This is a genomic window from Pseudomonas sp. NPDC099000, assembly GCF_044759925.1.
Classification (GTDB): Bacteria; Pseudomonadota; Gammaproteobacteria; order Pseudomonadales; family Pseudomonadaceae; genus Aquipseudomonas.
Genome location: NZ_JBIWAF010000003.1, coordinates 132,528 through 155,021 on the forward strand (window position 1 = coordinate 132,528; position 22,494 = coordinate 155,021).

The window sequence follows — 22,494 nt, forward strand, 5'->3', positions numbered from 1 at the left end:
TGGGTTCAGTCGAGTTCCAGCACCACGACGCGCTGTCCGGCGCGCACCGCCGAACCCGGTTGCACGCGGATCTCGCGTACCACACCGGCCATGGGCGCGAGCAGCGGAATTTCCATCTTCATCGACTCCAGAATCACCAGCACATCACCGGCGGCGACCCGGCTCCCGGTCTCCACCTGAACCTGCCAAAGGTTGCCGGCGATGTGGCTGTCGACGCTCATTTCATTGCTGGCGAGCGGTGCGTCTTCGGTGGCTTCGGGGGCCGGTTCCTCGCTGTCGAAATGCGCCTGGCCGCTGGCGATCCAGCGCTCGCGCTCGGCGTTGAATGCGCCTTTTTGTTGCTCGCGAAACGCGGCGATGGTCTCGGCTTCTTTTGTCAGAAACCCCTGGTAATCCGTGAGGTTCAGCTGGCTGTGTTCGATGTTCAATTCGAAGCGCCCGAGCGGGAAGTCCCGGCGGATGCGCAGCAGCTCCTCGGCGCTCACCGGGTAGAAACGGATCTGGTCGAAAAAGCGTAGCAACCACGGTTTGCCATCGAACGCGGCGACTTCGCGGTAGCGGTTCCACATCTGCAACGTGCGACCGACAAACTGATAACCGCCTGGGCCTTCCATGCCGTACACGCACATGTAGGCGCCACCGATGCCCACCGAGTTTTCCGCAGTCCAGGTGCGGGCCGGGTTGTACTTGGTGGTGACCAGACGATGGCGCGGATCGAGCGGGGTGGCGACGGGGGCGCCGAGGTAAACATCGCCAAGGCCCATCACCAGGTAACTGGCGTCGAACACCGTGCGCTGCACTTCGTCGAGGTTCGGCAGGTCGTTGATGCGGCGGATGAACTCCAGATTGCTCGGGCACCACGGTGCGTCCTTGCGCACGGTGGTCATGTATTTCTCGATCGCCAACTGACAGGCCGGGTCGTCCCAGGACAGCGGCAAATGCACGATGCGCGACGGCACTTGCAAGTCTTTGGCGGCGCACACCGCGTCCCATTCTCCGGCGACAATGCCGAGCAGGTCGGCCAGCGGCAGTTGCTCGGGCTGGTAGTGCACTTGCAGCGAGCGGATGCCTGGTGTCAGGTCGATGACACCGTGCAGGGTTTTGCTTTCCAGGGCTTGCATGAGGGCGTGGGCGCGGAAGCGCAGGACGAGGTCAAGTTCCGGTGCGCCGATTTCCAGCAGCAGGTGAGTATCCCCCGACAACCTCGCCACCAGTCGCGTATCCCCCTGACCCAAATCCAGCACCACAGGCGACACAATCCCTTGTAGGAGTGAGCCTGCTCGCGATAGCGGTGTCTCAGTCACATCAATGTTGGCTGTGCTGCCGCCATCGCGAGCAGGCTCACTCCTACAGGGGGTATTCCATTTCAGGGCGAGAGTGCGTGCGGTCTTTAGATTGACTGGGACGAACTGCACTTTGTCCCCGGCCTTGAGTTGCCCAAGCTGCCAAAGATCCGCTTCAATCACCGTCACCGGGCAGACAAACCCGCCGAGGCTCGGACCATCAGGCCCCAGAATCACCGGCATGTCCCCGGTGAAATCCACCGCGCCGATGGCATACGGATTGTCATGGATGTTCGACGGATGCAGCCCGGCTTCACCCCCGTCGGCCCGTACCCATTCCGGCTTCGGTCCGATCAATCGCACACCGGTTCGACTGGAATTGAAATGGACTTCCCACTGGGTCGCGAAGAAGGTGCCGATGTAGTTTTCGGTGAAGTATTCCGGTGCGCCGTGAGGGCCGTAGATCACCCGGATCTGCCGCACAGCAGGCAACTCGCTGACGTGGTCCAGTTGTTGACCGACGCTGCGGTCGATCAAAGAAGACACATGCAACACATCACCCGCCCGCAACGCACGACCGCCATGCCCACCGAACTGGCCGAGGGTAAAGGTGCTTTTGCTGCCCAGATAATCCGGCACCTCCAGGCCGCCGCGCAGGCACAGGTAGCTGCGAGCGCCGGCACCGGCAATCGTGCCGAGGCTTAAGGTGGCGCCGGCCGGAATCAGCAGCGCTGTGTTCATCGCTACGGTTTCACCGTTCAACGTCAGTGGCATGAAGGCGCCGGTGACCGCCACCACCGCCTCGCAATTGAAGCGCAGCAACGGCCCGCTCATGGTGATTTCCAGTGCTGCGGCGCCTTCGTCATTACCCAGCAGAAGATTACCCAGGCGCAACGCGAGACTGTCCATCGGCCCCGACGGCGGCACGCCCACGGCCCAGTAACCGAGACGGCCGGGATAGTCCTGAACGCTGGTCTGAGTCCCGGCGCTGAGCACTTCAAAGGTGTTGGCCTGATACACCAGACCTTCCAGGCAGCGGGTCCACGGCTGGCCGCTGGCGAACGGCGCATCGAGCAGAATTTGCCGCAGGTAATTGCGGTTGGTTTCCACGCCGTACAACAGACTCTCGCCCAGCGCCTGATGCAGATCGGCAGCGGCCTCTTCACGGGTCGGCGCCCAGCTGATGACCTTGGCGATCATCGGGTCGAAGTACGGAGGGATCTCGCAACCGGCCTCGACCCAGGTGTCGATGCGCAGGTGTTCGCCGTCGGCAACAGGGAAGTTCACCGCGGTCAGCAAGCCTGGGCTCGGTTGAAAATCTCGGCCCGGATCTTCGGCATAGAGCCGCGCCTGAATCGCATGGCCGTCGGCTTTCAAGCCCTTGCTCAACTCACCCAAGGGCGGCAAGTCACCGGCCGCCAGTTCCACCATCCAGTGCACGAGGTCCACGCCCCACACTTGCTCGGTGACGCCGTGCTCCACCTGCAAACGGGTGTTCACTTCCAAGAAATAGAAGCGCTGAGCCTCGCTGTCGAAGACGAATTCCACGGTGCCGGCGCTGCGGTAATTCACCGTTTTCGCCAGTTTGATTGCCGCCGCACACAACTCCTCAGCCATGCCCTCGGGCAGGTTCGGCGCCGGGGTTTCTTCAAGGACTTTCTGGTTGCGCCGTTGCACCGAGCAGTCACGCACCCCGAGGGCAATCACGTCGCCGCGACCGTCGCCGAACATCTGAACTTCCAGGTGCCGCGCGCGCTGGATGTATTTCTCGATGAACACGCCGGCGTCGCTGAAATTGTTCTGGCCGAGGCGTTTGACCGCTTCAAAGGATTCGCTCAACTCGGCCGAACTGCGACACACGCGCATGCCGATGCCACCACCGCCCGCCGTGCTTTTGAGCATCACCGGGTAGCCGACCTGTTCGCCGGCAATCAGCGCCGCGTCGAGGCTGTCGAGCAACTCGGTGCCTTCGAGCATCGGTACGCCGTGTTGCTTGGCCAGGGCGCGCGCAGTGTGTTTGAGACCGAACACGCGCAGCTGCTCCGGCGTCGGGCCGATGAAGGCGATGTCGGCGGCTTCGCAGGCTTCGGCGAACGCGGCGTTTTCCGAGAGAAAACCGTAGCCGGGGTGGATCGCCGTGGCGCCGGTGGCTTTGGCGATGGCGAGGATTTTGTCGACCGCCAGATAGGTGCCGGCGGCTGCGCCTTCACCTAGGCTGTGGGCTTCATCGGCTTGCAGGATGTGTAGACTCGCGGCATCGGCTTCGGAGTAAACGGCAACGCCCTTGACCTGCATTTCACGCAGGGTGCGCAGGATGCGGCAGGCAATGGCGCCACGGTTGGCAATCAGGACTTTTTCGAACATGGCATAACCCCCGGAGGCGATAGCGCATCAGCCTCGACCTGGGATGCGGGCCGTCCCGCAGTTTTTCGTTAGGCGCCGGGGTCGTCCCCGACGGCAGAATCACTTCACTCCAAAACACCACAAAACCCTTGTAGGAGTGAGCCTGCTCGCGATAGCGGTGAGTCAGTCGACATCTATTTTGAATGTGCTGACGCCATCGCGAGCAGGCTCGCTCCCACAGGTTCAGTGGTGTTTAGGAGGTTTGAGGCACTGGCCTGAACGCGCCTGGCACAAGGCGAACAACCATTTACGCAACCGCGCTAATTTCAGTTCCATACCAAAAGCTCCGCAGGGGTCGGGTTGTAGGCGTTGCACGGATTGTTCAGTTGCGGGCAATTGGAGATCAGCACGATCACGTCCATCTCGGCCCGCAGGTCGACGTATTTGCCCGGCGCCGAGATGCCGTCTTCAAACGTCAGCCCGCCATCCGCCGTGACCGGCACGTTCATGAAGAAGTTGATGTTCGGCCCGATGTCGCCCTTGCCCAATCGCCCGTCGTGGACGCAGGCTCGCAGGTAGTTGTCGCGGCAGCTGTGCATGTAGCGTTTCTCCAACGCATAACGCACGGTGTTGCTCTCTTGCGCGCACGCACCGCCGAGGGTGTCGTGGCGGCCGCAGGTGTCGGCAACGATGGTCAGCATCGGTTTGCCGAGGTTGGAATAGAGCACGCTGCCGGTGCTCAGGTAGACGCTGTTCTGCCGGCGCAACGTGCGCTGCACGTCGTAGCGTTCTTTCGGGTTGGCGACGCTGTAGAACAAGGTATCGACGGCCTGATTGCCTTCCAGATCGAGGATGCGCAAGGTCTGGCCGGCCTTGACCTCCATCAGCCACGGTTCACCGGCGGGGATGGTGGCGCGGTAGACCGCGGCTTCTGGTTGCTTGTGTGCGGTAGCGATTGCGAGTGACATGGCAGCGATCCTCAGGCGAACAGACGGTCGGTGTTGATGAAGCCGCGCTCGTTTTCCGGGCGCGAGGTGCGGCAGTGCTCGGCGACGCTGGCGTCGGCGTTCATCCAGCTGAGCTTCAGCGGTTTCGGTGCGTAATCCGGCGACGGGTCCATCGGATGTTGCAGCGCGGTGAGCACCACCAGGGTGTCCATCGGCGCGTAAAACTCGATGTAGTCGCCGGCCTCGGAATTGCCTTCGACGAAGTGAAAACGTCCGGCCTCATCGACGTTTACGCGACTGAACAGGTTGAGGGTCATCAGCAAATCCGACAGGCCCAAACCCCACTTGCCCAGTTCCACCAACAGGTTGTCGGTGCCGTTGCGGAAGAAGCCGTTGCGCAGTTCCTGATAACGGCCGGTGCCGTATTTTTCCGCGACCTCTTCAGCGCACAGCACGCCACCGAGGCTATCGCTCCAGCCGCAGGTGTCGGCGGTAATGGCAGCGAGCACGCGGCCCATGTCCGAGTACAGGCAATGGCCAGTGGTGAGCTTGGCGGTGTGTTGGCATTTGAGGCTGTCGGGCAGGTTCAGGCGTTCGGTTTTTTCATTGGCGTTGAGCAGCGTCAGGCTGACATTGGCGCCGCCGCGCAGGTCGGTCAGGCGCAGCAGTTGGCCGCGTTTCAACACGAAGGAACGATGGCCGCCGCCGGGAAGCATTTCTTCGGCGAAGGGCGGGAACAGTTGAGTCGAATCAGTCATTTCAAATTCCTCTAAGCGATACGAAGCGTGCCCGCCAGCGCAGCCGGCAAGGCATCGACGGCGGCGCGGTTGACGCGGCGGTCGCTGTTCAAAGGGATGTCGTAGGTGATGCGCGCGCCATAGGCGCCGGGGGCGTGCGGGTCGACGCGGACCTTGTCGAACACCAGCAGGCGCGTGCCGAGGCTGAAGCCTTCGGACAAGTCGTGGGTGACCATGAACACCGTCAGTTGCGTCTCGCGCCACAGCTCCAGCAGCAAACCGTGCATGTCTTTGCGGATGCCTGGATCGAGCGCGCCAAACGGTTCGTCGAGAAGCAATACGCGGGGTTTCATGATCAGCGCCTGGGCGATGGCCAGCCGTTGTTGCATGCCGCCGGAGAGCTGCGCCGGGTACTTGTCCAGCGAATGGCCGAGGCCGACTTTGTGCAGCAGCAGCGAGGCGTGTTCGCGGGCGTCTTTTTTGGCACTGCCGAACAGACGCCCGAGCAATGGCGAACGCGGCAGTTCGAGGCCGAGAGCAACATTGTCCAGAACCGTCAGGTGCGGGAACACCGAGTAACGCTGGAACACCACACCACGGCTCGAATCCGGTTCGCCGGCCAGGGCTTGGCCATCCAGCAGAATCTCGCCGCGACTGGCACGTTCCTGACCGAGCAACAGGCGCAGGAAGGTCGACTTGCCGCAACCCGACGCACCGACCAAGGTGCAGAATTCACCCTCGTTGACGTTCAGGTTCAACCCTTCCAGCACCACCTGATCGGCGTATTGCTGCCAGACGTTTTTCACCGTGATGAAGCTCATGCGCGGGCTCCTTCATACCAAGGGAACGCGCGGTGGGTCAGGCGCTTAAGCCCCCAATCCATCAGCCAGGCGAGCAGGGTGATCCACACCACGTACGGCAAAATCACGTCCATCGCCAGGTAACGGCGCACCAGGAAAATCCGGTAGCCGAGGCCGTCGGTAGAGGCGATGGCTTCGGCGGCGATCAGGAACAGCCACGCCGAGCCAAGCATCAGCCGCAGCGAGATCAACAAGCGTGGCAACAATTGCGGCAGCACCACGCGCAGCATCAACGTCCAGGTTGAAGCGCCGAGGGTTTGGGCCTTGATCAGTAACTCGACCGGAATTTCCCGGGCGCGCTGTTCCAGATCACGGGCCAGACACGGGGTGATGCCGATCACGATCAGCATCACTTTCGACAACTCCCCCAGCCCGAAGACGATGAACAGAATCGGCAGGATCGCCAGCGGCGGCACCATCGACAGCACCGTCAGCAACGGCGACAACGGCGCGCCGAACAGCGGCAACGTCCCGGCGGCGATGCCCAGGCACAGCCCGGCCAGCGCGCTGATGCCGAGGCCGATGGCCAGGCGGCGCAGGCTTGATGCTGTGTCTTGCCACAACACGTATTCACCGGTGCGAGAGTCGGCAGTGAAGGCCAGGCGTTTCACCGCGTCGGTCATCTGCACGGCGCTCGGCAACAGCTTGTCGTTGGGGTTGTCCGTCAGCCGCTCAGCCGAGCCCATGAAGTAGGCGAAAAGCACCAGGGCGAACGGCAGGATCACCAACAGCAGGCGACTCGGGCGATCCGGGTGGCGATTGATCAGGCGCATGGCCAGTCCTCCGGTTTACAGCTTGGCGTCAGCGGCCATCTGCACGTAGGTCGGGTCGAAGCGCAGCTTGAGGTTGGTCTTGTCGCCGCTGGTCACGCCATTGGCGAAGGCCATGCCCACCGCGCTGGTATCCTTGGCGCCTTCACCGAGCAAGCCGTGCTGGAACGAGAACTCGGCGACTTTGCGCATGGTTTCCGGCAGCTGCTTGCTGGTGGAGAAGGCCAGGGCTTCTTTGGGTGTGGCGAACAATTTGGTGGTGTCCAGTTGCGACTGGAAACCGGCGAGGTCGGTGCCCGAGGCTTTGGCCATGTGTTCGAGTGCGACCTTGCTGGCGGCGTTTTTCGCGTTCATCAACTCGACCACTTCGAACCACGCACCGGTCAGCGCTTTGCCCAGGGCCGGGTTGTCTTTGAGGGTGGCGCTGTTGACCACCATCATGTCCATGATTTCGCCGGGGATCTGGCTGGAGTTGAAGACTTCGGTCACACCGGGCTTGGCCTTTATGTCCGAAAGCATCGGGTTCCAGGTGGTGACGGCGTTGACCTGATCGGTGTTGAAGGCAGCTGAGATATCGGCGTCGGAGGTGTTGACCACTTTCAGGTCTTTCTCGGTCAGATCGACCGAATCCAGCGCCCGGGCCAGCAGGTAATGGGAGACAGAGAGTTCCACCAGATTGACGTCCATGCCTTTGAGGTCGGTGATTTTCTTGCCGTCGCCCTTGAGCACGATGCCGTCGTTGCCATTGGAGAAGTCGCTGACGATCAGCGCGGTGCTGTCGACGCCACCGGCCGCCGGAATGGTCAGCGCATCCATGTTGGTCATGGTGCAGCCGTCGAACTGGCCGGCGGTGTACTGGTTGATGGATTCGACGTAGTCATTGAGCTGCACCACATCGATCTTGATGCCGTACTTCTTCGCCCATTTGTCGACGATGCCTTGGCTGCCGGCGTATTCCCACGGCATCCAGCCGGCGTAGATGGTCCAGCAGACACTGAAGTGGTCTTTTTGTGCGGCCTGGGACGAGACGCTCACGAAGGCTGCGAATGCAGCGGCGAGCAGGGCGGGTAAACGAAGCTTGAGCATGGGTGGTTCTCCAGTTGATCAAGGGCGGGCAGGAGTCAACGCGGCACCGCGAACGGTGGCTTGTCTCCCGGGCTTTTGTCCCGCCGTGTAACCTCAACTGGAGGTCGCCAACTCTCGGACCAGTCACTCGCCGTAGCGAGCCGGAACCCTAGTCAGCCATTGCAAATTGTGGTGCCGCGAACCTTGTGATGACTCCTGCACGGATTTGCTAAAGCGAGAGCCGTGCCAAGTTGGCTTGAGGGCTCTAGGGTGGGGGATTGGGCGATTAGCGCTTGGGGCAGGCGAGGCGGTGTTGCCTTGTGATGGTGCGCAGGCGCACCGCTATGGGACGTCGTGGCCGCTGATCTGAAGGTCCGCACCCCTCGGCACTCGCCCCGGCATTGCCAGTCAAATGGGTGTCAGCCGGCCTGTTCCGGCTGTGGGTCTTTCAGGAGGCCGCCATGTTTCGTCGACTGTTACTCGGTATGGTTCTCGGTCTGGGGCTGTCCGGCTGCTATTACTACGCCGGTGGTTACGATGTGTATTCCGCGCCTTATTACTACCCCGGCTATTCACCCTATTCCTACTATTACGGCCCGCGTTACTACTACGGCCCGCGCTTCTATGGCGGCTATCGCTACTACTATTGGGGCGGGCACGGGCCGCGTCATTACGGTGGTGGATATCGTGGAGGCCACCATTAATCAGCGGGTGAATAGATGAAAAACCTTTCATCGGCGACTTGTTTCAATCTGTTTCAGGAACGCACCAGATTTCGAAAACGATGTCTGATCTTTCGACAGTCACCGAATAATTGACTGTCGCCTGCCAGCGTCGCTGGTACGGCTCACTCGCGGTCCAGGAGGCCGCCATGCTCTGTCGAAAACAGCTCCACCGAATTCTTCTGATTGCAGTATTGGGATTGTCTCTTGGTGCGTGCGTGCCCTATTCCGATGGAGGAGGCAGCTACTACAGTTCCGAGGTCTATACCTCGCCAGCGCCCGCCTATTATGCCGGTGGCGGACCTTACTATTCAGGTGGCGGCGGTTATTACACGCAGCCACGCCGTTACTACGCGCCACCAGCGCGGTATTACCAGCCAACACCGCGGTATTACCACCAACCGCGGGTTTATCAACCGGCACCGCGTTATTACCAGTCGCAACGGGGCGACTACCGGGCCCATGGTTGGGACGGGCGGAACCGCGGGGGTTGGAGCAATGACAACCGTGGCCATGGCGGACGCCACAATCACGGTGGGCGAGGTGACCATAACGGTCGCGGCGATCACGATGGCCGAGGCGGCCACCGTTAAACACTCATATAAAAGCGGCGCATGAAGCGCCGCTTTTTTATGCCTGAATTTCAGTATTACTACAGATCGGCCAGAGGATGCCGGCCTTCCCAGGCCTTGTGGAAATGCGCTTCTACCACTGCATCCGGCAGATTATTAATGTCCGGCCAGTGCCAATGCGGTTTTTGATCCTTGTCGATCAACCGTGCTCGCACGCCTTCGCTGAACTCCGGATGACGGCAGCAATTGAGGCTTATCGTGTATTCCATCTGAAAGACCTGAGCCAGCGACATGTGCCGGGCGCGGGCGATCTGTTCCCACACCAGATGAGCGGTCAGGGGCGAGCCTTCGGTCATGGTTTTCGCGGCTCGGCTGAGCAGCAGATCCGTACTGTCACGCAGCTGGCTGATGGCCTTCCAGGCGCAGCGCACGTCACTGACATCCAGCAGCTCATCGATCTGCTGGCGTCGCGGAAGCCACTGGGCTTCGGGCATTTGCGCGATAGCTTCCTGCTGCAGTGCTTTGAGCAGACTGTTTAGCTGCATCGGTGTCTGTTCCTGCCAGTTCAACTGCAGCAGGCCTCCCATCAGCTCTTCCTGCTGTTCATCGAGCAGGAAACGGTCGGCCAGGTCCAGATCCATCGCATCGCGACCGTTCATATGAGCACCAGTTAGACCGAGAAACAATCCGAGCTTGCCAGGCAGGCGTGACAGAAACCAACTGGCCCCGACATCCGGGTACAAACCGATACTGATCTCCGGCATCGCCAGGCGGCTGCTCGGAGTGACAATCCGGATGCTTGCACCTTGCAGCAACCCCATGCCACCGCCCAGCACATAACCATGGCCCCAGCAGATCAGCGGTTTGGGGTACGTGTGCAGATTGAAGTCCAGGCGATATTCCGCTGCAAAGAAGTGCGCGGCCAAGGGCGGTACTTCCCCCGGATGAGCACGACAGGCTTCCACCAGGCTGCGCACTTCGCCGCCGGCGCAAAAAGCCTTGGCGCCGTTGCCGCGCAACAGAACGCAGACGATTTGCGGATCCTTCGCCCAGGCGTCCATCTGATCGCGCAGGGCGTTGATCATGGGCAAGGAGAGGGCGTTGAGCGACTTTTCGGCATCCAGGCTGGCAACGCCGATGCGCGCGCCGTCGGTGCCGGTGAGTTCTTCGAAGTGCAGATTCATCGTGACCTCGATCGGGAAATTGAGCGTTCAGTATGATCGCTGTACAGGAAATTGCCGGATCTGCGTCAGATCAATTGACAAGCGTGGTGGGCTTTCCTAGGGTTCGCCCCATTGTTTTTGCCGGATGTAACCATGACTGCTGATGACCGTATCAAACTCGAACCGAGCTGGAAGGAGGCGCTACGTGCCGAATTCGACCAGCCTTACATGGCAGAGTTGCGCAACTTCCTGCAACAGGAGCGCGCGGCGGGTAAGGAAATCTATCCTCCGGGACCCATGATTTTCAACGCACTTAATTCCACGCCGCTGGACAAGGTCAAAGTTGTCATCCTCGGCCAGGATCCGTATCACGGCCCGGGACAGGCCCACGGGCTGTGCTTCTCGGTGCAACCGGGCGTACCGGCGCCGCCGTCGCTGGTGAACATCTATAAAGAGCTGAAACGCGACCTGAACATCGACATTCCCAATCACGGCTACCTGCAGAGCTGGGCCGAGCAGGGCGTGTTGATGCTCAACACCACGATGACGGTTGAGCGGGCCAATGCCAATGCGCACAAAGACAAGGGCTGGCAGTTTTTCACGGATCGGATCATTGAAGTGGTCAGCCAGCAGCAACCGCATCTGGTGTTCATGCTGTGGGGCGCGCATGCCCAGAGCAAACAGAAACTGATCGATGCGACCAAGCACCTGGTGCTGACGTCGGTGCATCCGTCACCGTTGTCCGCCTATCGCGGATTTCTGGGCTGTGGGCATTTCAGTCGGACCAACAAGTTTCTTGAGCAGAATGGCGAAACGCCGATCGAGTGGCGGTTGCCGCCAGTCTAAAAGCTTCGCGGGCTTTTGTGGCGAGGGGGCTTGCCCCCGTTGGGTCGCGAAGCGGCCCTCTGCATTCTCCCAGTAAAACCGAATCTGCAGGATTTACGACGGCTGCGCAGCCGAACGGGGGCAAGCCCCCTCGCCACAGGGATCGGGTCAGGGTTGTTCCGGCTCGCGATTCCAATACCTGAACAACGGCTCCGCCAGAAATAACACAAACAACAGCCGCATTACCTGCATCGCCGTCACCAGCGGCACCGACAATTGCAGGGTCTCCGCCGTCAGGCTCATTTCTGCAATCCCGCCGGGCATCATGCCCAACGTCAGCGAACGCAGATCCAGATGTGTCAGCGCACTCAAGCCCAGGGCCGCCGCCGTAGCGATCAACATGGTCAAAATCGTGCCGATCAAGGTCCGCCCCATAAAAGAGGGCGCACGGCGGAAAAACTGCCGATTGAAATGACAACCCAAGCCGCTGCCGATCAGCCATTGGCCGATCTGGCTGCCACCATTGGGCAAGCCGATGTGCAAATCCCAACCAATGCTCACCGCTGCACTCACCAGCAACGGCCCGAACAGCCACGGATTGGGTTGACGCAGACGTTCCCAGAGCCACGCCGCCAAGGCGCCCACTGGGAAGAGAAGAGCGAGCCACCACCAATTGACGGTGGACGGATGAAAAATCGGTGCGCCGTCACCCAACAAATACTTGAACGCCGCCGGCACACAAAGCACCACCACCAACACCCGCAGACTTTGCCCCGCCGCAACACGACTGAGCACAGCGCCGTTACGCGCGCCGAGGTTGACCATCTCCCCGGAACCGCCGGGCATGCTGGAAAAGAACGCGGTGGCGCGATCCTCCCCGGTGCGTCGCATCAACCAGACCCCGACCACGGCGGACAGGCTGGTGATCAACGCACCGAAGAAGATCAGACCGAAGTGACTCAACACCTGCTCCATCACCACCGGGGTGAAGTGCAGGCCAATGCCGATGCCGACAACCCACTGGCCGCACTTGCGGCCGCCAGGGATTTCCGCCAATTGCCAGGGTGTCAGGCAGCGCACCAGGATGATCGCCAGCAACGAGCCGACCATCCACGGCAGCGGCCAGCCCACCAGACTGGCGAGGTAACCGCCCAGCGCACCGACCAGCGGCGTACCCCACCAGGCTTTGAAGGGTGTTCGATCAGACATCGGCGACAACGCGCCGGGCAACCGAACGTTTGCGCCAGATCCGCAGGATCGGCACCAGCAACATCACCGCGATCAACGCCCAGACACCCATAGTGATCCCGCTCGACCAGAGTATTTCCAGCGAACCGTTGGAGATCGACAAGGCGCGGCGCAGATTCTGTTCCATCAAACCTCCGAGGATGAAGCCCAGCAGAACGGGCGACAGCGGAAAGTCGAGCTTGCGCAGAATGTAGCCGAAGATGCCGATGCCGATCATCAGGAACAGATCGAAGGTGGTGGCATGCACCGCGAAAACGCCGATGGCGGTAATGATCGCTATCATCGGCACCAGCGCCCAGTTCGGCACGGCGAGGATGCGGGTGAAGATGCGGATCATCGGGATGTTGAGGATCACCAGCATGATGTTGGCGATGAACAACGACGCGATCAGGCCCCAGACGATGTCCGGTTGCTGTTGAAACAGCAGTGGGCCCGGCGTGATGTTGTACAGCGACAGCGCGCCGATCATCACCGCTGTGGTGCCCGACCCTGGAACACCCAGTGTCAGCATCGGCACCAACGCACCGCAGGCTTCGGCACCGATGGCGGTTTCCGGGGCGGCGAGACCACGTTTGTCGCCTTGTCCGAATTTTCCGCTTGGGCCAGCGATACGTTTCTCGGTCATGTAGGCCACGGCACTGGCCAGTGTCGCACCGGCACCCGGCAGCACGCCCATGATGAAGCCGAGTACACCGCAACGCATGTTCACCCAGAACACCGAAGCCGCTTCTTTGAAGTTGAACATCATGCGACCGGTGGCTTTGAACGCTTCCTGGCCACGGTGGGTTTTTTCCAGCAGCAAGAGGATTTCGCTGATGGAGAACAGGCCCAGTACCAGCACCACAAACTGAATGCCGTCGGTCAGGTGAATGTTGTCGCCGGTAAAGCGATAGACACCGCTGTTGGCATCGATGCCGACGGTGGACAGGAACAGGCCGATCAACGCGGCAATAAATGTCTTGAGCGGCCGATCGCCGGCCATGCCGCCGAGGCAGACGATTGCGAACACCATCAGTACGAAGTATTCCGCCGGACCGAAGGCAATCGCCCATTTCGCCAGGATCGGCGCGAAGATCACCATCCCGCAGGTGGCGATGAAGGCACCGATGAATGAGCTCCAGGCCGACAGCGACAGCGCCACGCCGGCCATGCCTTGACGGGCCATCGGGTAACCGTCGAGGGTGGTCATCACGGTGGAGGCTTCGCCCGGAATGTTCAGCAGAATCGAACTGATCCGGCCGCCGTACTCACAGCCCAGGTAGACCGCCGCCAGCAGGATCAACGCCGATTCCGGCGGCAGACCGAGGGCGAAGGCAATCGGGATCAACAACGCGACGCCGTTGATCGGGCCCAGCCCCGGCAGCAGACCGACGACGGTACCGATCAGCGTGCCGCACAGTGCTGTCACCAGGTTGTAAGGGGTCAATGCGACGCCGAAGCCGTGACTCAAATAACCAAGCGTATCCATATCAGTTCTCCAGAACGTCGAGCAGGCCCAGAGGCAGTGGCACGTCCATGACTTTGTCGAACAGCAGGTACAGCCCGATACTCATCAGGCTGATAATCACCGCGCTCGGCAACCAGCGTCCGCCGTACAGGCGGGCCATCGGAATACCAATCAGCATGCTGCTGAGGATGAAGCCCAGGGGTTCGAACAGCCCGGCGAAGATCAGGAGCAACACCACGCAAAGGCCGATCTTGGTCAGGGTTTCGCGATCCATCGGCGGATCTTCATCGGAGTGTTTGATCGGCGAGGGGCGATACACCATGTAGACCAGACCCAGGCCCATCAGCCCCAGCATCAACAAAGGGAAGGCGCGTGGTCCGATTGGTTCGTAGGAAAAAGGCGCCTGGTAGGGCCAAGCCATCAGCACCAGGCTGAGACAGGCCAGCAACAGCACCGAAGCAAAAAAGCGTTGTAAGAGCATGGGAAACTCCTGTGCTGCGGTCCTGCGAAAACGGGACCGCAGCCGCTAGATAGAGGCGATCACTGGATCAGGCCGAACTCTTTGGCCAGCACTTTGTAATCCGACACTTGCTTTTTCACGTAGGTGTCCAGCTCCGGGCCGGTCATGGCGAACGGGAAGAGCTCACGCTGATCGCGCAGCTTGGCGAAGTCTTCGGACGCCAGCAGTTTGTCGAAAGCCTCTTTCCACCAGGCGTAGTCTTCGTCGCTGACCTTTGGCCCGAGGTAGAAACCGCGAACCACTGGCCAGACGATGTCGTAGCCTTGCTCTTTGGCGGTTGGGATGTCTTTCATTTCCGGCTCGTCCAGACGCTTCTCGGAGAACACGGCCAGCAGGCGCATGTCACCGCTCTGGATGTGCGGCATGGAGTCGGAGATGTCGGTGCTGCCGACCTGGATGTGGCCGCCGAGCAGGGCGGTGGCGATTTCACCGCCGCCTTCGAGGGCGACGTAACGCAGGTCACGCGGGTTGATACCCGCGGCCTTGGCGATCAACGCGGTCTGCATCCAGTCCTGGCTGCCGACGGTGCCGCCGGAACCGATCACCACTTTGCTCGGGTCTTTCTTCAGCGCCTGGACCAGATCGTCTAGGGACTTGTAGGGCGAATCGCTTTTCACCGCGATGGCGCCATAGCTGGTGCCGACGGCGGCCAGCCAGCGAACGTTGGTTTCATCGAAACGACCGAACTTGCCTTGGGCCAGGTTCAGCAGCGAACCGCTGGACCACGCCACCAGCGTGCCGGCATCGGCCGGACGTTGAGCGACCACCGCGTTGTACGCCACCGCGCCGACACCGCCGGGCATGTAGGTCACGCGCATCGGTTTGGTCAGCAGTTTTTCATTTACCAGCGCGCTTTGCGCCAGTTTGCAGGTCAGGTCGAAACCGCCGCCTGGCGAGGCCGGGGCGATGCATTCAGGGCGTTTTGGCTCGGCCATCAGTTGGCCGGCGAACAGCATGCAGCTGGCGGCGAGGGCGAAACGGCGCAGTGATCGATTCATTGTTGTCTCCACGGGAGTTATTGTTTTTGGGGATGTTTCAGGTGCGGCGGTTTCGCGCCGTGCAGCCGGTATCGGCGCTGACAAGCGTGAACGATGGGGATTGAAAAAACGGGCGGGGCGGGTAAACCTGAAGCTGTCTGGCCAGCATGGTGCAGTACCTCGTTATTGTTCTTATTGGCGAAAACGCATCAAGGCGTTTTTCGGGAGCTACATTTCAAAGCACGATCGGCTGGTCCGCAGTCGAAACCATCCGTGGGCCGACTCTAACGGGCCAACCTTTCACTAACCTTTCAGTTGGCTTTCACAGTTTTCAGGCTTCACAGCGGCGGATGCGGCTGTAAACTCCGCGCCAAAGAATGGCGTCGACCATCCCTGAATGAGGTAAAGATCCATGCGTGTTCTGCTCGTCGAAGACCATCTGCAGCTCGCCGAAAGCGTCGCCCAGGCGCTCAAGAGCACCGGGCTGACCGTGGATGTGCTGCACGACGGCGTGGCGGCCGACCTGGCCTTGAGCAGCGAGGAGTACGCGGTGGCGATCCTCGATGTCGGCCTGCCGCGCATGGATGGATTCGAAGTGCTGGCGCGCCTGAGGGCTCGGGGCAAAAACCTGCCGGTGCTGATGCTGACCGCGCGCAGCGACGTCAAGGACCGGGTGCACGGACTCAACCTCGGCGCCGACGATTACCTGGCCAAACCGTTCGAACTGACCGAACTCGAAGCCCGGGTCAAAGCCTTGTTGCGACGCAGTGTGCTGGGCGGTGAGCGTCAGCAGCGCTGCGGCGTGCTGGCCTATGACCTGGACACTCGGCGCTTCACCCTCGGTGAAGAATTGCTGACCCTGACCTCCCGCGAACAGGCGGTCCTCGAAGCGTTGATCGCCCGGCCGGGTCGGGTGATGAGCAAAGAGCAGCTGGCTTCTCAGGTGTTTGGCCTGGATGAAGAAGCCAGCCCGGATGCCATCGAAATCTACGTCCACCGCCTGCGCAAGAAACTCGACGGCCAACCGGTCGCCATCGTGACCTTCCGCGGTCTCGGCTATTTGCTGGAAAGCCGCGATGCATAAGCCCAGCAGCCTGCGCTGGCGGTTGCTGTGGAACCTCGCGCTGTTGTTGGTGGTGTTAATGCTCGCCAGTGGTTTGAGCGCGTACTGGAATGGTCGCGAAGCCGCTGACACAGCCTATGACCGGACCCTGCTGGCGTCGGCGCGAACCATCGCCGCCGGCGTGTCCCAGCGTGATGGCAGCCTCAGTGCCGACGTACCTTACGTGGCCCTCGATACGTTTGCATACGACAGTGCCGGACGGATTTTTTACCTGGTCAACGACATCAATCAGAAGCTGATTTCCGGTTACGAAAATCTCCCGCCACCGCCCCCGGGAACGCCGCGTACCGACGACTATCCGGCACTGGCACGCTTCTATAACGCCCAATACCGTGGGCAGAACGTACGCGTGGTGAGCCTGCTCAAACCCGTGAGCGAACCGAACATGAACGGCATGGCTGAAATCCGCGTGGCAGAAACCGACGAGGCGCGGGTCGCGATGGCCCGCAGTCTGGCGGCGGACACCTTGCTGCGTCTGGGCATGCTGGCGGTCGGTGCTTTGTTGATGGTCTGGTTTGCGGTCAGCGCGGCGTTGCGTCCGCTGGAGCGCTTGCGCACGGCGGTGGAAGAGCGTCAGTCGGATGATTTGCGGCCATTACCCTTGGTGGAAGTGCAGCATGAATTGTGGCCGCTGGTGCGCGCGCTCAATCACTTTACCGAGCGCCTGCGCGGGCAGTTCGAGCGTCAAGCGCAATTCATCGCCGATGCTGCCCATGAACTGCGCACGCCGTTGGCGGCGCTCAAGGCTCGACTCGAACTGGGCCTGCGTTCAAATGAACCGCAAACCTGGCGCAGCACCCTGGAAACTGCTGCCCAAGGCACGGATCGCCTGACTCACCTGGCCAATCAATTGCTTTCACTGGCGCGGGTAGAGAACGGGGCCCGGGCGATTGCCGAAGGCGGCGCGCAGTTGTTGGACCTGAGTCAGTTGGCGCGCGAGCTGGGCATGGCCATGGCGCCGTTGGCCCATGCCCGCGGCGTCGCCTTGGCGCTGGAAGCGGACGAACCGGTGTGGCTGCGCGGCGAGCCGACGCTGTTGAACGAACTGCTGAGCAACCTGGTGGACAACGCCCTCGCGCACACACCGCCGGGCGGCAATGTGATTCTGCGGGTCACGGCACCGGCGGTGCTGGAGGTCGAGGACGACGGGCCGGGGATTCCCATCGATGAGCGGGATCGGGTGTTCGAGCGCTTTTACCGGCGCAACCAGCAGGTGGCAGGGTCTGGGCTGGGGTTGGCGATTGTCGGCGAGATTTGTCGCGCGCACCTGGCGCAGATCAGCCTGCACGATGGTGAGTCGGCGGGGTTGAAGGTGCGGGTGAGTTTTATTGCGGGGGAGTGAAACACATTACCTGTGGCGAGGTGGCTTGCCCCCGTTGGGCTGCGAAGCGGCCCCCAAATCAGCAAACGCGGTGTATCTGATACACCGCACATCATGGTTTTACGACTGCTGCGCACTCGAACGGGGCGGTGCGGCGATCCGACAAGCCCCCTCGCCACAATGATCAGTAAAACATCGATCGCGATTCTTCCAGATCCCGGCACATCGCCTCGTTCTCCGGATCGATCCCCAATTTCTTGAAGGCCGGCACGCTGAACGCATCGATGCGGGCCAGTGGATGATCGGTGTCCTTGTGGCAATACAGGCTGGCCACCTGAACCAGATCGACATAATCGACCCGCTCCGACTGGCGATTGAAATCCAGATATAACCCCGGCAACTGCACCAGCATTTCCGGAAACTCCCAGACCCTGAGCAGTTTGTCGCCGATCAAGGGGTGAATGCGGTCGATGACATGGTTGAGGCTGACCGGGTCAGACAGCAATTCATAATGATCTTCGGCGTAGGTCAGGATCGGCAGTACGCCAATCTGATGCACCAGTCCGCCAAGGGCTGCCTGATCAGGTTTGAGCTGCGTGTAACTGCGGCACAGCGCATAGCTGACCCCGGCGATCTCCAGGCTTTTACGCCAGACATCGCGCATTTTCTGCTCCACCACTTCAGAGCGGGCGTGGAAAATCTGCTCCATCACCAGGCCGATCGCCAGATTGCTGCTGTAGTTGACGCCCAGCCGCGTGATCGCCGTGTGCAGGTCCGTGACTTCCTGAGTCGCGCGCAACAGCGGGCTATTGACCACTTTTATCAGCCGCGCCGACAACGCCGTATCACGGCCGATCACTTTGCTCAGGGCGCTGACACTGACTTCCGGATCTTCGGCGGCCTTGCGAATCTGCAGGGCCACTTCCGGTAACGTTGGCAGAACCAGGTCATCGTTATCGATGGCCTCAACCAAATCCTGTTGGACCTTATCCGCCAGCTCGCTCATTTCTTTTCTCTAGGGTGTTGCAACAAGTGCTGCGGTTAACGCTGGATTTCGCGATCGCGATCCAGTTGATAAGGCAGGTCGAGCAGGTGCAGGGCCGGCCCTTCGAGGGCGCCCAGATGAATGTCGCCACCTTCTGCTGCTTCGGCTTGCAGCACGGCCAGGAGTTCAATGTTTTGCCCGGCGTTGGCGGCCAGCACCACTTCGCCGATAGAACTGCCATGGGACGGGGAAAACAGTTGTGTGCCGGGCTCGGGTAATTCGCTGGCATCCAGGCTCAGGCGATACAAGCGACGCTTGAGTTTGCCCAGGTACTGCATGCGCGCGACGATTTCCTGGCCGGTGTAGCAACCCTTTTTGAAACTCACGCCACCGACGGCTTGCAGGTTGAGCATCTGCGGGATGAACAACTCGCGGGTGCTCGGCATGACCTGGCCGATCCCTGCGCGGATCTGGCCCAGCAGCCATTGATTCAGGGTGCCCTCGGGCAGCAGGGAGGACAGCTTGCCCTTGGTGACGTCGGTCTGATCGGCAGAGACCCACAGTTCAGCGCGGTCCGACGAGACGCGAATGGCGATCAGACCTTCATGACGCACGACGCTGTCGGTGTCTGCCGGCAGCTCAAGACCCAGGCTGCTCAGTGCGGCATCGCCATGATCGAGGCCGAAGCGGACCCAGGCGGCGCTTTCATCGGTCAGTTTGGATTTGGAGAACACGGCGTACTTTTTCAGGTCCGCCAACTGCGGTTCGAGCAGTTCGGTGGCCATCGCCAACAGAACGCCGTCACCTTCCAGCACGATGCGGAAACTCGATTGCATCCGGCCTTTCTGCGTGCAGCGGGCGCCAAGACTGGCCTGGGTGTCGCTCAGGTAATTGAGGTTGCAGGTCAATTGGCCTTGCAGGAATTTGCTGGCGTCCGCGCCGCGGACTGCAAGAACGCCTTCATGGGACAGGGTGCAGAAAAAAGCAGAATCGGCCATGGGTCATCGCAGGGTAAAGAGTCTGGGGGACATCATAAGGGGGCGCTCTCGAAATGGGTAGTTCACAAAGGATCGATGGCGCCCGACCAAAGCCGAGTGTTCGACCGGGCTTGGGCCTGTATACTTGCCGCCTATTTGAGGAGCGCTCCATGGTCGAAGATGTTGAACTGAATCGCCTCTACTGGCACAGCCGCCGCGGCATGCTCGAGCTTGACGTGTTGCTGGTGCCGTTCGTGAAAGAGGTCTACCCGCACCTCAACGACGTCGACCGCGATTGCTACCGCAAGCTGCTCGAATGCGAAGATCAGGACATGTTCGGCTGGTTCATGGAACGCGCCGAATCGGAAGATCCGGAGCTTCAGCGCATGGTCCGCATGATCCTGGATCGTGTCCAGCCCAAGTAATGCGTTCGAATGCCGCTGGCATGCCTCACGGCAGTTGCTGGCGGCGTATCTTGTGGCCCAGCTGTTCGCGCTGGGTTCTTTGTTTCTTCTTTCCATACCGCTCTGGGCCAGTTTGCTCGGCATGACGCTGTGTGTGGTTCACGGCGTCTGGCTGCTGCCGCGCCAGATTTTGCTGACACATCCACAAGCATTCCGCGGCTTGCGTCGCGATGCCGATGGCTGGCAGTTGTGGAATCAGGCCTCAGGCTGGCAGTCCGTGCAACTGCGACCGGACAGCCTGGCGTTGCCAATGATGGTGGTGCTGCGTTTTCGACTGAGAGACGAACGGCGAGTCAGATCGATCTGCGTTCCCCGGGATTCGCAGGCGACGGATGTGCACCGACGCCTGCGGGTGCGACTCACATTCAGTCGGCGTAGGTGGGCGGCACCAGAATAGTGTCCAGCGCGACCGGCAGCATGTTCGGGTAGTCGAGGGTGTAATGCAGGCCGCGACTTTCCTTGCGCTCCATGGCTGACTGGATCATCAGCTCCGCCACCTGGGCCAGGTTGCGCAGCTCGATCAAATCCCGACTGACCTTATAGTTGCTGTAGAACTCGTCGATTTCGTCCAGCAGCAGCCGCACGCGGTGCTGCGCGCGTTGCAAGCGCTTATTCGTGCGCACGATGCCCACGTAGTCCCACATGAATCGCCGCAGTTCATCCCAGTTGTGCGCAATGATCACGTCTTCGTCGGAATCGGTGACCTGGCTCGCGTCCCAGACGGGCAGGGCGACCGGAATCGAAACCTGCGGCAGCTGTTCCAGAATGTCCGCCGCCGCCGAACGGGCGTAGACGAAACACTCCAGCAGCGAGTTGCTGGCCATGCGGTTGGCGCCGTGCAGACCGGTGAAACTGGTTTCGCCAATGGCATACAGTCCCGGCACGTCGGTGCGACCATTCTGATCGACCATCACGCCGCCACAGGTGTAGTGCGCCGCCGGAACCACGGGAATCGGTTGCTTGGTGATGTCGATGGAAAATTCTAGGCAGCGTTCATACACCGTCGGGAAATGAGTCTTGATGAACGCTTCAGGCTTGTGGCTGATGTCCAGATAGACGCAGTCGACACCCAGGCGCTTCATCTCATGGTCGATGGCTCGGGCGACGATGTCGCGTGGGGCCAGCTCGGCACGCGGGTCGAAGCGCTGCATGAAGCGTTCGCCGTTGGGCAGCTTCAGGTGTGCGCCTTCGCCGCGCAGGGCTTCGGTGATCAGGAAACTCTTGGCTTGCGGGTGGTAAAGGCAGGTCGGGTGGAACTGGTTGAACTCCAGGTTGGCCACCCGGCAGCCGGAACGCCACGCCATGGCGATGCCATCACCGCAGGCGCCGTCGGGGTTGCTGGTATAGAGATAGACCTTTGCTGCGCCACCCGATGCGAGGATCACAAAGCGAGCGCCGTAGGTGTCGACTTCACCGGTCCCGCGATTGAGGACGTAGGCGCCGAGGCAGCGATCGCCTTCCAGACCCAGGCGTTTTTCTGTGATCAGGTCGATCGCGACCCGCTGCTCCAGCAGTTCGATATTCGGTCGTTGCCTGGCCTTGTCGAGCAAGGTTCTGAAAATCGCTGCGCCCGTGGCATCGGCGGCATGGATGATGCGCCGATGACTGTGACCGCCTTCGCGAGTCAGGTGAAATTCGAATCCGCCGTCTTCGGTGCCGGACTGTTCATCGCGGGTAAACGGGACGCCTTGGTCGATCAGCCACTGGATGGCTTCTTTACTGTGCTCAACGGTAAAACGCACGGCGTCTTCGTGGCAGAGGCCGCCGCCGGCATTCAGGGTGTCATCGACGTGGGATTCGACAGTATCGGTGTCGTCCAGAACGGCAGCGACGCCGCCCTGGGCCCAAAAAGTAGAGCCGTTGGCGAGGTCGCCCTTACTCAATACGGCGATGCGCAAATTTTCGGGCAAGGTCAGCGCAAGGCTCAAACCGGCAGCGCCGCTGCCAATGACCAGAACATCGTGTTGAAACTGTTGGCTCATTTCAGGATTCCGCTCAAAGCGACCCGGGTCGGGGTTGGCGCAAGACTCCTGGAACGGCGAGTCAAGGCAGCCACACAGCCCACTAGTATATAGAGGGGGGGAGCGGCACAATACCCGAGCGCATATGGCATTGTGAAACTACCGTGACAGAAAATACCTGACG

21 protein-coding genes and 1 riboswitch are annotated in these 22,494 nt (G+C 61.0%); of the genes, 7 read left to right on the plus strand and 14 right to left on the minus strand.

What is annotated here, in order from left to right:
• Positions 1-5 precede the first annotated feature (5 nt).
• The 6 genes from uca to ACIQV9_RS05325 form a co-directional block, all read right to left on the minus strand.
• Positions 6-3,647, minus strand: a complete 3,642-nt coding sequence (gene uca / locus ACIQV9_RS05300; RefSeq protein WP_403098922.1) for an urea carboxylase — start codon at positions 3,645-3,647, stop codon at positions 6-8.
• 305 nt (positions 3,648-3,952) lie between these two features.
• Positions 3,953-4,594: an urea amidolyase associated protein UAAP2 gene (locus tag ACIQV9_RS05305; RefSeq protein WP_403098924.1), complete on the minus strand. Its 642-nt coding sequence runs from the start codon at positions 4,592-4,594 to the stop codon at positions 3,953-3,955.
• Between the two features lie 11 nt (positions 4,595-4,605).
• The gene (locus ACIQV9_RS05310) at positions 4,606-5,331 is read right to left on the minus strand and encodes an urea amidolyase associated protein UAAP1 (RefSeq protein WP_403098926.1); all 726 of its coding nucleotides are present in this window, start codon (positions 5,329-5,331) and stop codon (positions 4,606-4,608) included.
• 11 nt (positions 5,332-5,342) lie between these two features.
• On the minus strand, positions 5,343-6,131 hold the full coding sequence (locus ACIQV9_RS05315; protein WP_403098928.1) for an ABC transporter ATP-binding protein: 789 nt from the start codon (positions 6,129-6,131) through the stop codon (positions 5,343-5,345).
• On the minus strand, positions 6,128-6,943 hold the full coding sequence (locus ACIQV9_RS05320; protein ID WP_403098931.1) for an ABC transporter permease: 816 nt from the start codon (positions 6,941-6,943) through the stop codon (positions 6,128-6,130). Before ACIQV9_RS05320 ends, ACIQV9_RS05315 begins: the two co-directional genes overlap by 4 nt.
• Positions 6,944-6,958: 15 nt before the next feature.
• The gene (locus ACIQV9_RS05325; RefSeq protein ID WP_403098933.1) at positions 6,959-8,026 is read right to left on the minus strand and encodes a putative urea ABC transporter substrate-binding protein; all 1,068 of its coding nucleotides are present in this window, start codon (positions 8,024-8,026) and stop codon (positions 6,959-6,961) included.
• A gap of 62 nt (positions 8,027-8,088) precedes the next feature.
• Positions 8,089-8,189: riboswitch (guanidine-I (ykkC/yxkD leader) on the minus strand.
• 277 nt (positions 8,190-8,466) lie between these two features.
• Between ACIQV9_RS05325 and ACIQV9_RS05330 the strand changes: the two genes are divergently transcribed.
• A complete protein-coding gene (locus tag ACIQV9_RS05330) occupies positions 8,467-8,709 on the plus strand; it encodes a hypothetical protein (RefSeq protein WP_403098935.1) in 243 nt (80 codons plus the stop codon).
• A 167-nt stretch (positions 8,710-8,876) separates the two neighbouring features.
• Entirely contained in the window at positions 8,877-9,320 is a 444-nt protein-coding gene (locus ACIQV9_RS05335; RefSeq protein ID WP_403098937.1) for a hypothetical protein, read from the plus strand.
• A gap of 59 nt (positions 9,321-9,379) precedes the next feature.
• On the opposite strand, the gene ACIQV9_RS05340 is transcribed toward ACIQV9_RS05335, so the two are convergent.
• A complete protein-coding gene (locus ACIQV9_RS05340) occupies positions 9,380-10,483 on the minus strand; it encodes an enoyl-CoA hydratase/isomerase family protein (RefSeq protein ID WP_403098940.1) in 1,104 nt (367 codons plus the stop codon).
• Between the two features lie 132 nt (positions 10,484-10,615).
• Between ACIQV9_RS05340 and ung the strand changes: the two genes are divergently transcribed.
• Positions 10,616-11,308, plus strand: a complete 693-nt coding sequence (gene ung / locus ACIQV9_RS05345) for a uracil-DNA glycosylase (RefSeq protein WP_128608595.1) — start codon at positions 10,616-10,618, stop codon at positions 11,306-11,308.
• A gap of 147 nt (positions 11,309-11,455) precedes the next feature.
• Here the strand turns inward: ung and ACIQV9_RS05350 are convergent, their stop codons facing one another.
• Genes ACIQV9_RS05350 through ACIQV9_RS05365 form a run of 4 tightly spaced genes read right to left on the minus strand, consistent with a single transcriptional unit; the run spans position 11,456 to position 15,500 of the window.
• A complete protein-coding gene (locus ACIQV9_RS05350; RefSeq protein WP_403098943.1) occupies positions 11,456-12,496 on the minus strand; it encodes an AbrB family transcriptional regulator in 1,041 nt (346 codons plus the stop codon).
• Positions 12,489-14,003, minus strand: coding sequence for a tripartite tricarboxylate transporter permease (locus ACIQV9_RS05355; RefSeq protein ID WP_403098946.1), 1,515 nt, complete (start codon positions 14,001-14,003; stop codon positions 12,489-12,491). Before ACIQV9_RS05355 ends, ACIQV9_RS05350 begins: the two co-directional genes overlap by 8 nt.
• Before the next feature lies 1 nt (position 14,004).
• The gene (locus tag ACIQV9_RS05360; protein WP_403098948.1) at positions 14,005-14,463 is read right to left on the minus strand and encodes a tripartite tricarboxylate transporter TctB family protein; all 459 of its coding nucleotides are present in this window, start codon (positions 14,461-14,463) and stop codon (positions 14,005-14,007) included.
• 59 nt (positions 14,464-14,522) lie between these two features.
• Positions 14,523-15,500: a Bug family tripartite tricarboxylate transporter substrate binding protein gene (locus tag ACIQV9_RS05365; RefSeq protein ID WP_403098951.1), complete on the minus strand. Its 978-nt coding sequence runs from the start codon at positions 15,498-15,500 to the stop codon at positions 14,523-14,525.
• A gap of 391 nt (positions 15,501-15,891) precedes the next feature.
• Between ACIQV9_RS05365 and ACIQV9_RS05370 the strand changes: the two genes are divergently transcribed.
• The gene (locus tag ACIQV9_RS05370; protein WP_038358340.1) at positions 15,892-16,563 is read left to right on the plus strand and encodes a response regulator; all 672 of its coding nucleotides are present in this window, start codon (positions 15,892-15,894) and stop codon (positions 16,561-16,563) included.
• Positions 16,556-17,944 carry a sensor histidine kinase gene (locus tag ACIQV9_RS05375; protein WP_403098955.1) on the plus strand — a complete coding sequence of 463 codons (1,389 nt, stop codon included), beginning with the start codon at positions 16,556-16,558 and terminating at the stop codon, positions 17,942-17,944. The genes ACIQV9_RS05370 and ACIQV9_RS05375 overlap by 8 nt, the downstream gene beginning before the upstream one ends.
• A 163-nt stretch (positions 17,945-18,107) precedes the next feature.
• On the opposite strand, the gene ACIQV9_RS05380 is transcribed toward ACIQV9_RS05375, so the two are convergent.
• Together ACIQV9_RS05380 and ACIQV9_RS05385 are read right to left on the minus strand one after the other, a co-directional pair.
• Entirely contained in the window at positions 18,108-18,929 is an 822-nt protein-coding gene (locus tag ACIQV9_RS05380) for an HDOD domain-containing protein (protein ID WP_403098958.1), read from the minus strand.
• 35 nt (positions 18,930-18,964) lie between these two features.
• Complete coding sequence (locus ACIQV9_RS05385) at positions 18,965-19,906, minus strand: YgfZ/GcvT domain-containing protein (RefSeq protein WP_403098961.1); 942 nt, start codon at positions 19,904-19,906, stop codon at positions 18,965-18,967.
• Positions 19,907-20,055: 149 nt separating this feature from the next.
• Between ACIQV9_RS05385 and ACIQV9_RS05390 the strand changes: the two genes are divergently transcribed.
• Positions 20,056-20,310: a succinate dehydrogenase assembly factor 2 gene (locus ACIQV9_RS05390; RefSeq protein WP_007944081.1), complete on the plus strand. Its 255-nt coding sequence runs from the start codon at positions 20,056-20,058 to the stop codon at positions 20,308-20,310.
• Positions 20,294-20,746: a protein YgfX gene (locus ACIQV9_RS05395; protein ID WP_403098964.1), complete on the plus strand. Its 453-nt coding sequence runs from the start codon at positions 20,294-20,296 to the stop codon at positions 20,744-20,746. The genes ACIQV9_RS05390 and ACIQV9_RS05395 overlap by 17 nt, the downstream gene beginning before the upstream one ends.
• On the opposite strand, the gene nadB is transcribed toward ACIQV9_RS05395, so the two are convergent.
• On the minus strand, positions 20,715-22,331 hold the full coding sequence (nadB, locus tag ACIQV9_RS05400) for an L-aspartate oxidase (RefSeq protein ID WP_403098967.1): 1,617 nt from the start codon (positions 22,329-22,331) through the stop codon (positions 20,715-20,717). The genes ACIQV9_RS05395 and nadB overlap by 32 nt on opposite strands.
• Positions 22,332-22,494 lie beyond the last annotated feature (163 nt).

What these genes read in the sequence shown, in the direction of transcription:
- ACIQV9_RS05380 (WP_403098958.1), bottom strand. Translation starts at nt 18,929, where the DNA reads ATGAGCGAGCTGGCGGATAAGGTCCAACAGGATTTGGTTGAGGCCATC.
- uca (WP_403098922.1), bottom strand. Translation starts at nt 3,647, where the DNA reads ATGTTCGAAAAAGTCCTGATTGCCAACCGTGGCGCCATTGCCTGCCGC.
- ACIQV9_RS05325 (WP_403098933.1), bottom strand. Translation starts at nt 8,026, where the DNA reads ATGCTCAAGCTTCGTTTACCCGCCCTGCTCGCCGCTGCATTCGCAGCC.
- ACIQV9_RS05375 (WP_403098955.1), top strand. Translation starts at nt 16,556, where the DNA reads ATGCATAAGCCCAGCAGCCTGCGCTGGCGGTTGCTGTGGAACCTCGCG.
- ACIQV9_RS05320 (WP_403098931.1), bottom strand. Translation starts at nt 6,943, where the DNA reads ATGCGCCTGATCAATCGCCACCCGGATCGCCCGAGTCGCCTGCTGTTG.
- ACIQV9_RS05370 (WP_038358340.1), top strand. Translation starts at nt 15,892, where the DNA reads ATGCGTGTTCTGCTCGTCGAAGACCATCTGCAGCTCGCCGAAAGCGTC.
- nadB (WP_403098967.1), bottom strand. Translation starts at nt 22,331, where the DNA reads ATGAGCCAACAGTTTCAACACGATGTTCTGGTCATTGGCAGCGGCGCT.
- ACIQV9_RS05335 (WP_403098937.1), top strand. Translation starts at nt 8,877, where the DNA reads ATGCTCTGTCGAAAACAGCTCCACCGAATTCTTCTGATTGCAGTATTG.
- ACIQV9_RS05315 (WP_403098928.1), bottom strand. Translation starts at nt 6,131, where the DNA reads ATGAGCTTCATCACGGTGAAAAACGTCTGGCAGCAATACGCCGATCAG.
- ACIQV9_RS05390 (WP_007944081.1), top strand. Translation starts at nt 20,056, where the DNA reads ATGGTCGAAGATGTTGAACTGAATCGCCTCTACTGGCACAGCCGCCGC.
- ACIQV9_RS05305 (WP_403098924.1), bottom strand. Translation starts at nt 4,594, where the DNA reads ATGTCACTCGCAATCGCTACCGCACACAAGCAACCAGAAGCCGCGGTC.
- ACIQV9_RS05310 (WP_403098926.1), bottom strand. Translation starts at nt 5,331, where the DNA reads ATGACTGATTCGACTCAACTGTTCCCGCCCTTCGCCGAAGAAATGCTT.
- ACIQV9_RS05330 (WP_403098935.1), top strand. Translation starts at nt 8,467, where the DNA reads ATGTTTCGTCGACTGTTACTCGGTATGGTTCTCGGTCTGGGGCTGTCC.
- ung (WP_128608595.1), top strand. Translation starts at nt 10,616, where the DNA reads ATGACTGCTGATGACCGTATCAAACTCGAACCGAGCTGGAAGGAGGCG.
- ACIQV9_RS05360 (WP_403098948.1), bottom strand. Translation starts at nt 14,463, where the DNA reads ATGCTCTTACAACGCTTTTTTGCTTCGGTGCTGTTGCTGGCCTGTCTC.
- ACIQV9_RS05355 (WP_403098946.1), bottom strand. Translation starts at nt 14,003, where the DNA reads ATGGATACGCTTGGTTATTTGAGTCACGGCTTCGGCGTCGCATTGACC.
- ACIQV9_RS05365 (WP_403098951.1), bottom strand. Translation starts at nt 15,500, where the DNA reads ATGAATCGATCACTGCGCCGTTTCGCCCTCGCCGCCAGCTGCATGCTG.
- ACIQV9_RS05385 (WP_403098961.1), bottom strand. Translation starts at nt 19,906, where the DNA reads ATGGCCGATTCTGCTTTTTTCTGCACCCTGTCCCATGAAGGCGTTCTT.
- ACIQV9_RS05350 (WP_403098943.1), bottom strand. Translation starts at nt 12,496, where the DNA reads ATGTCTGATCGAACACCCTTCAAAGCCTGGTGGGGTACGCCGCTGGTC.
- ACIQV9_RS05340 (WP_403098940.1), bottom strand. Translation starts at nt 10,483, where the DNA reads ATGAATCTGCACTTCGAAGAACTCACCGGCACCGACGGCGCGCGCATC.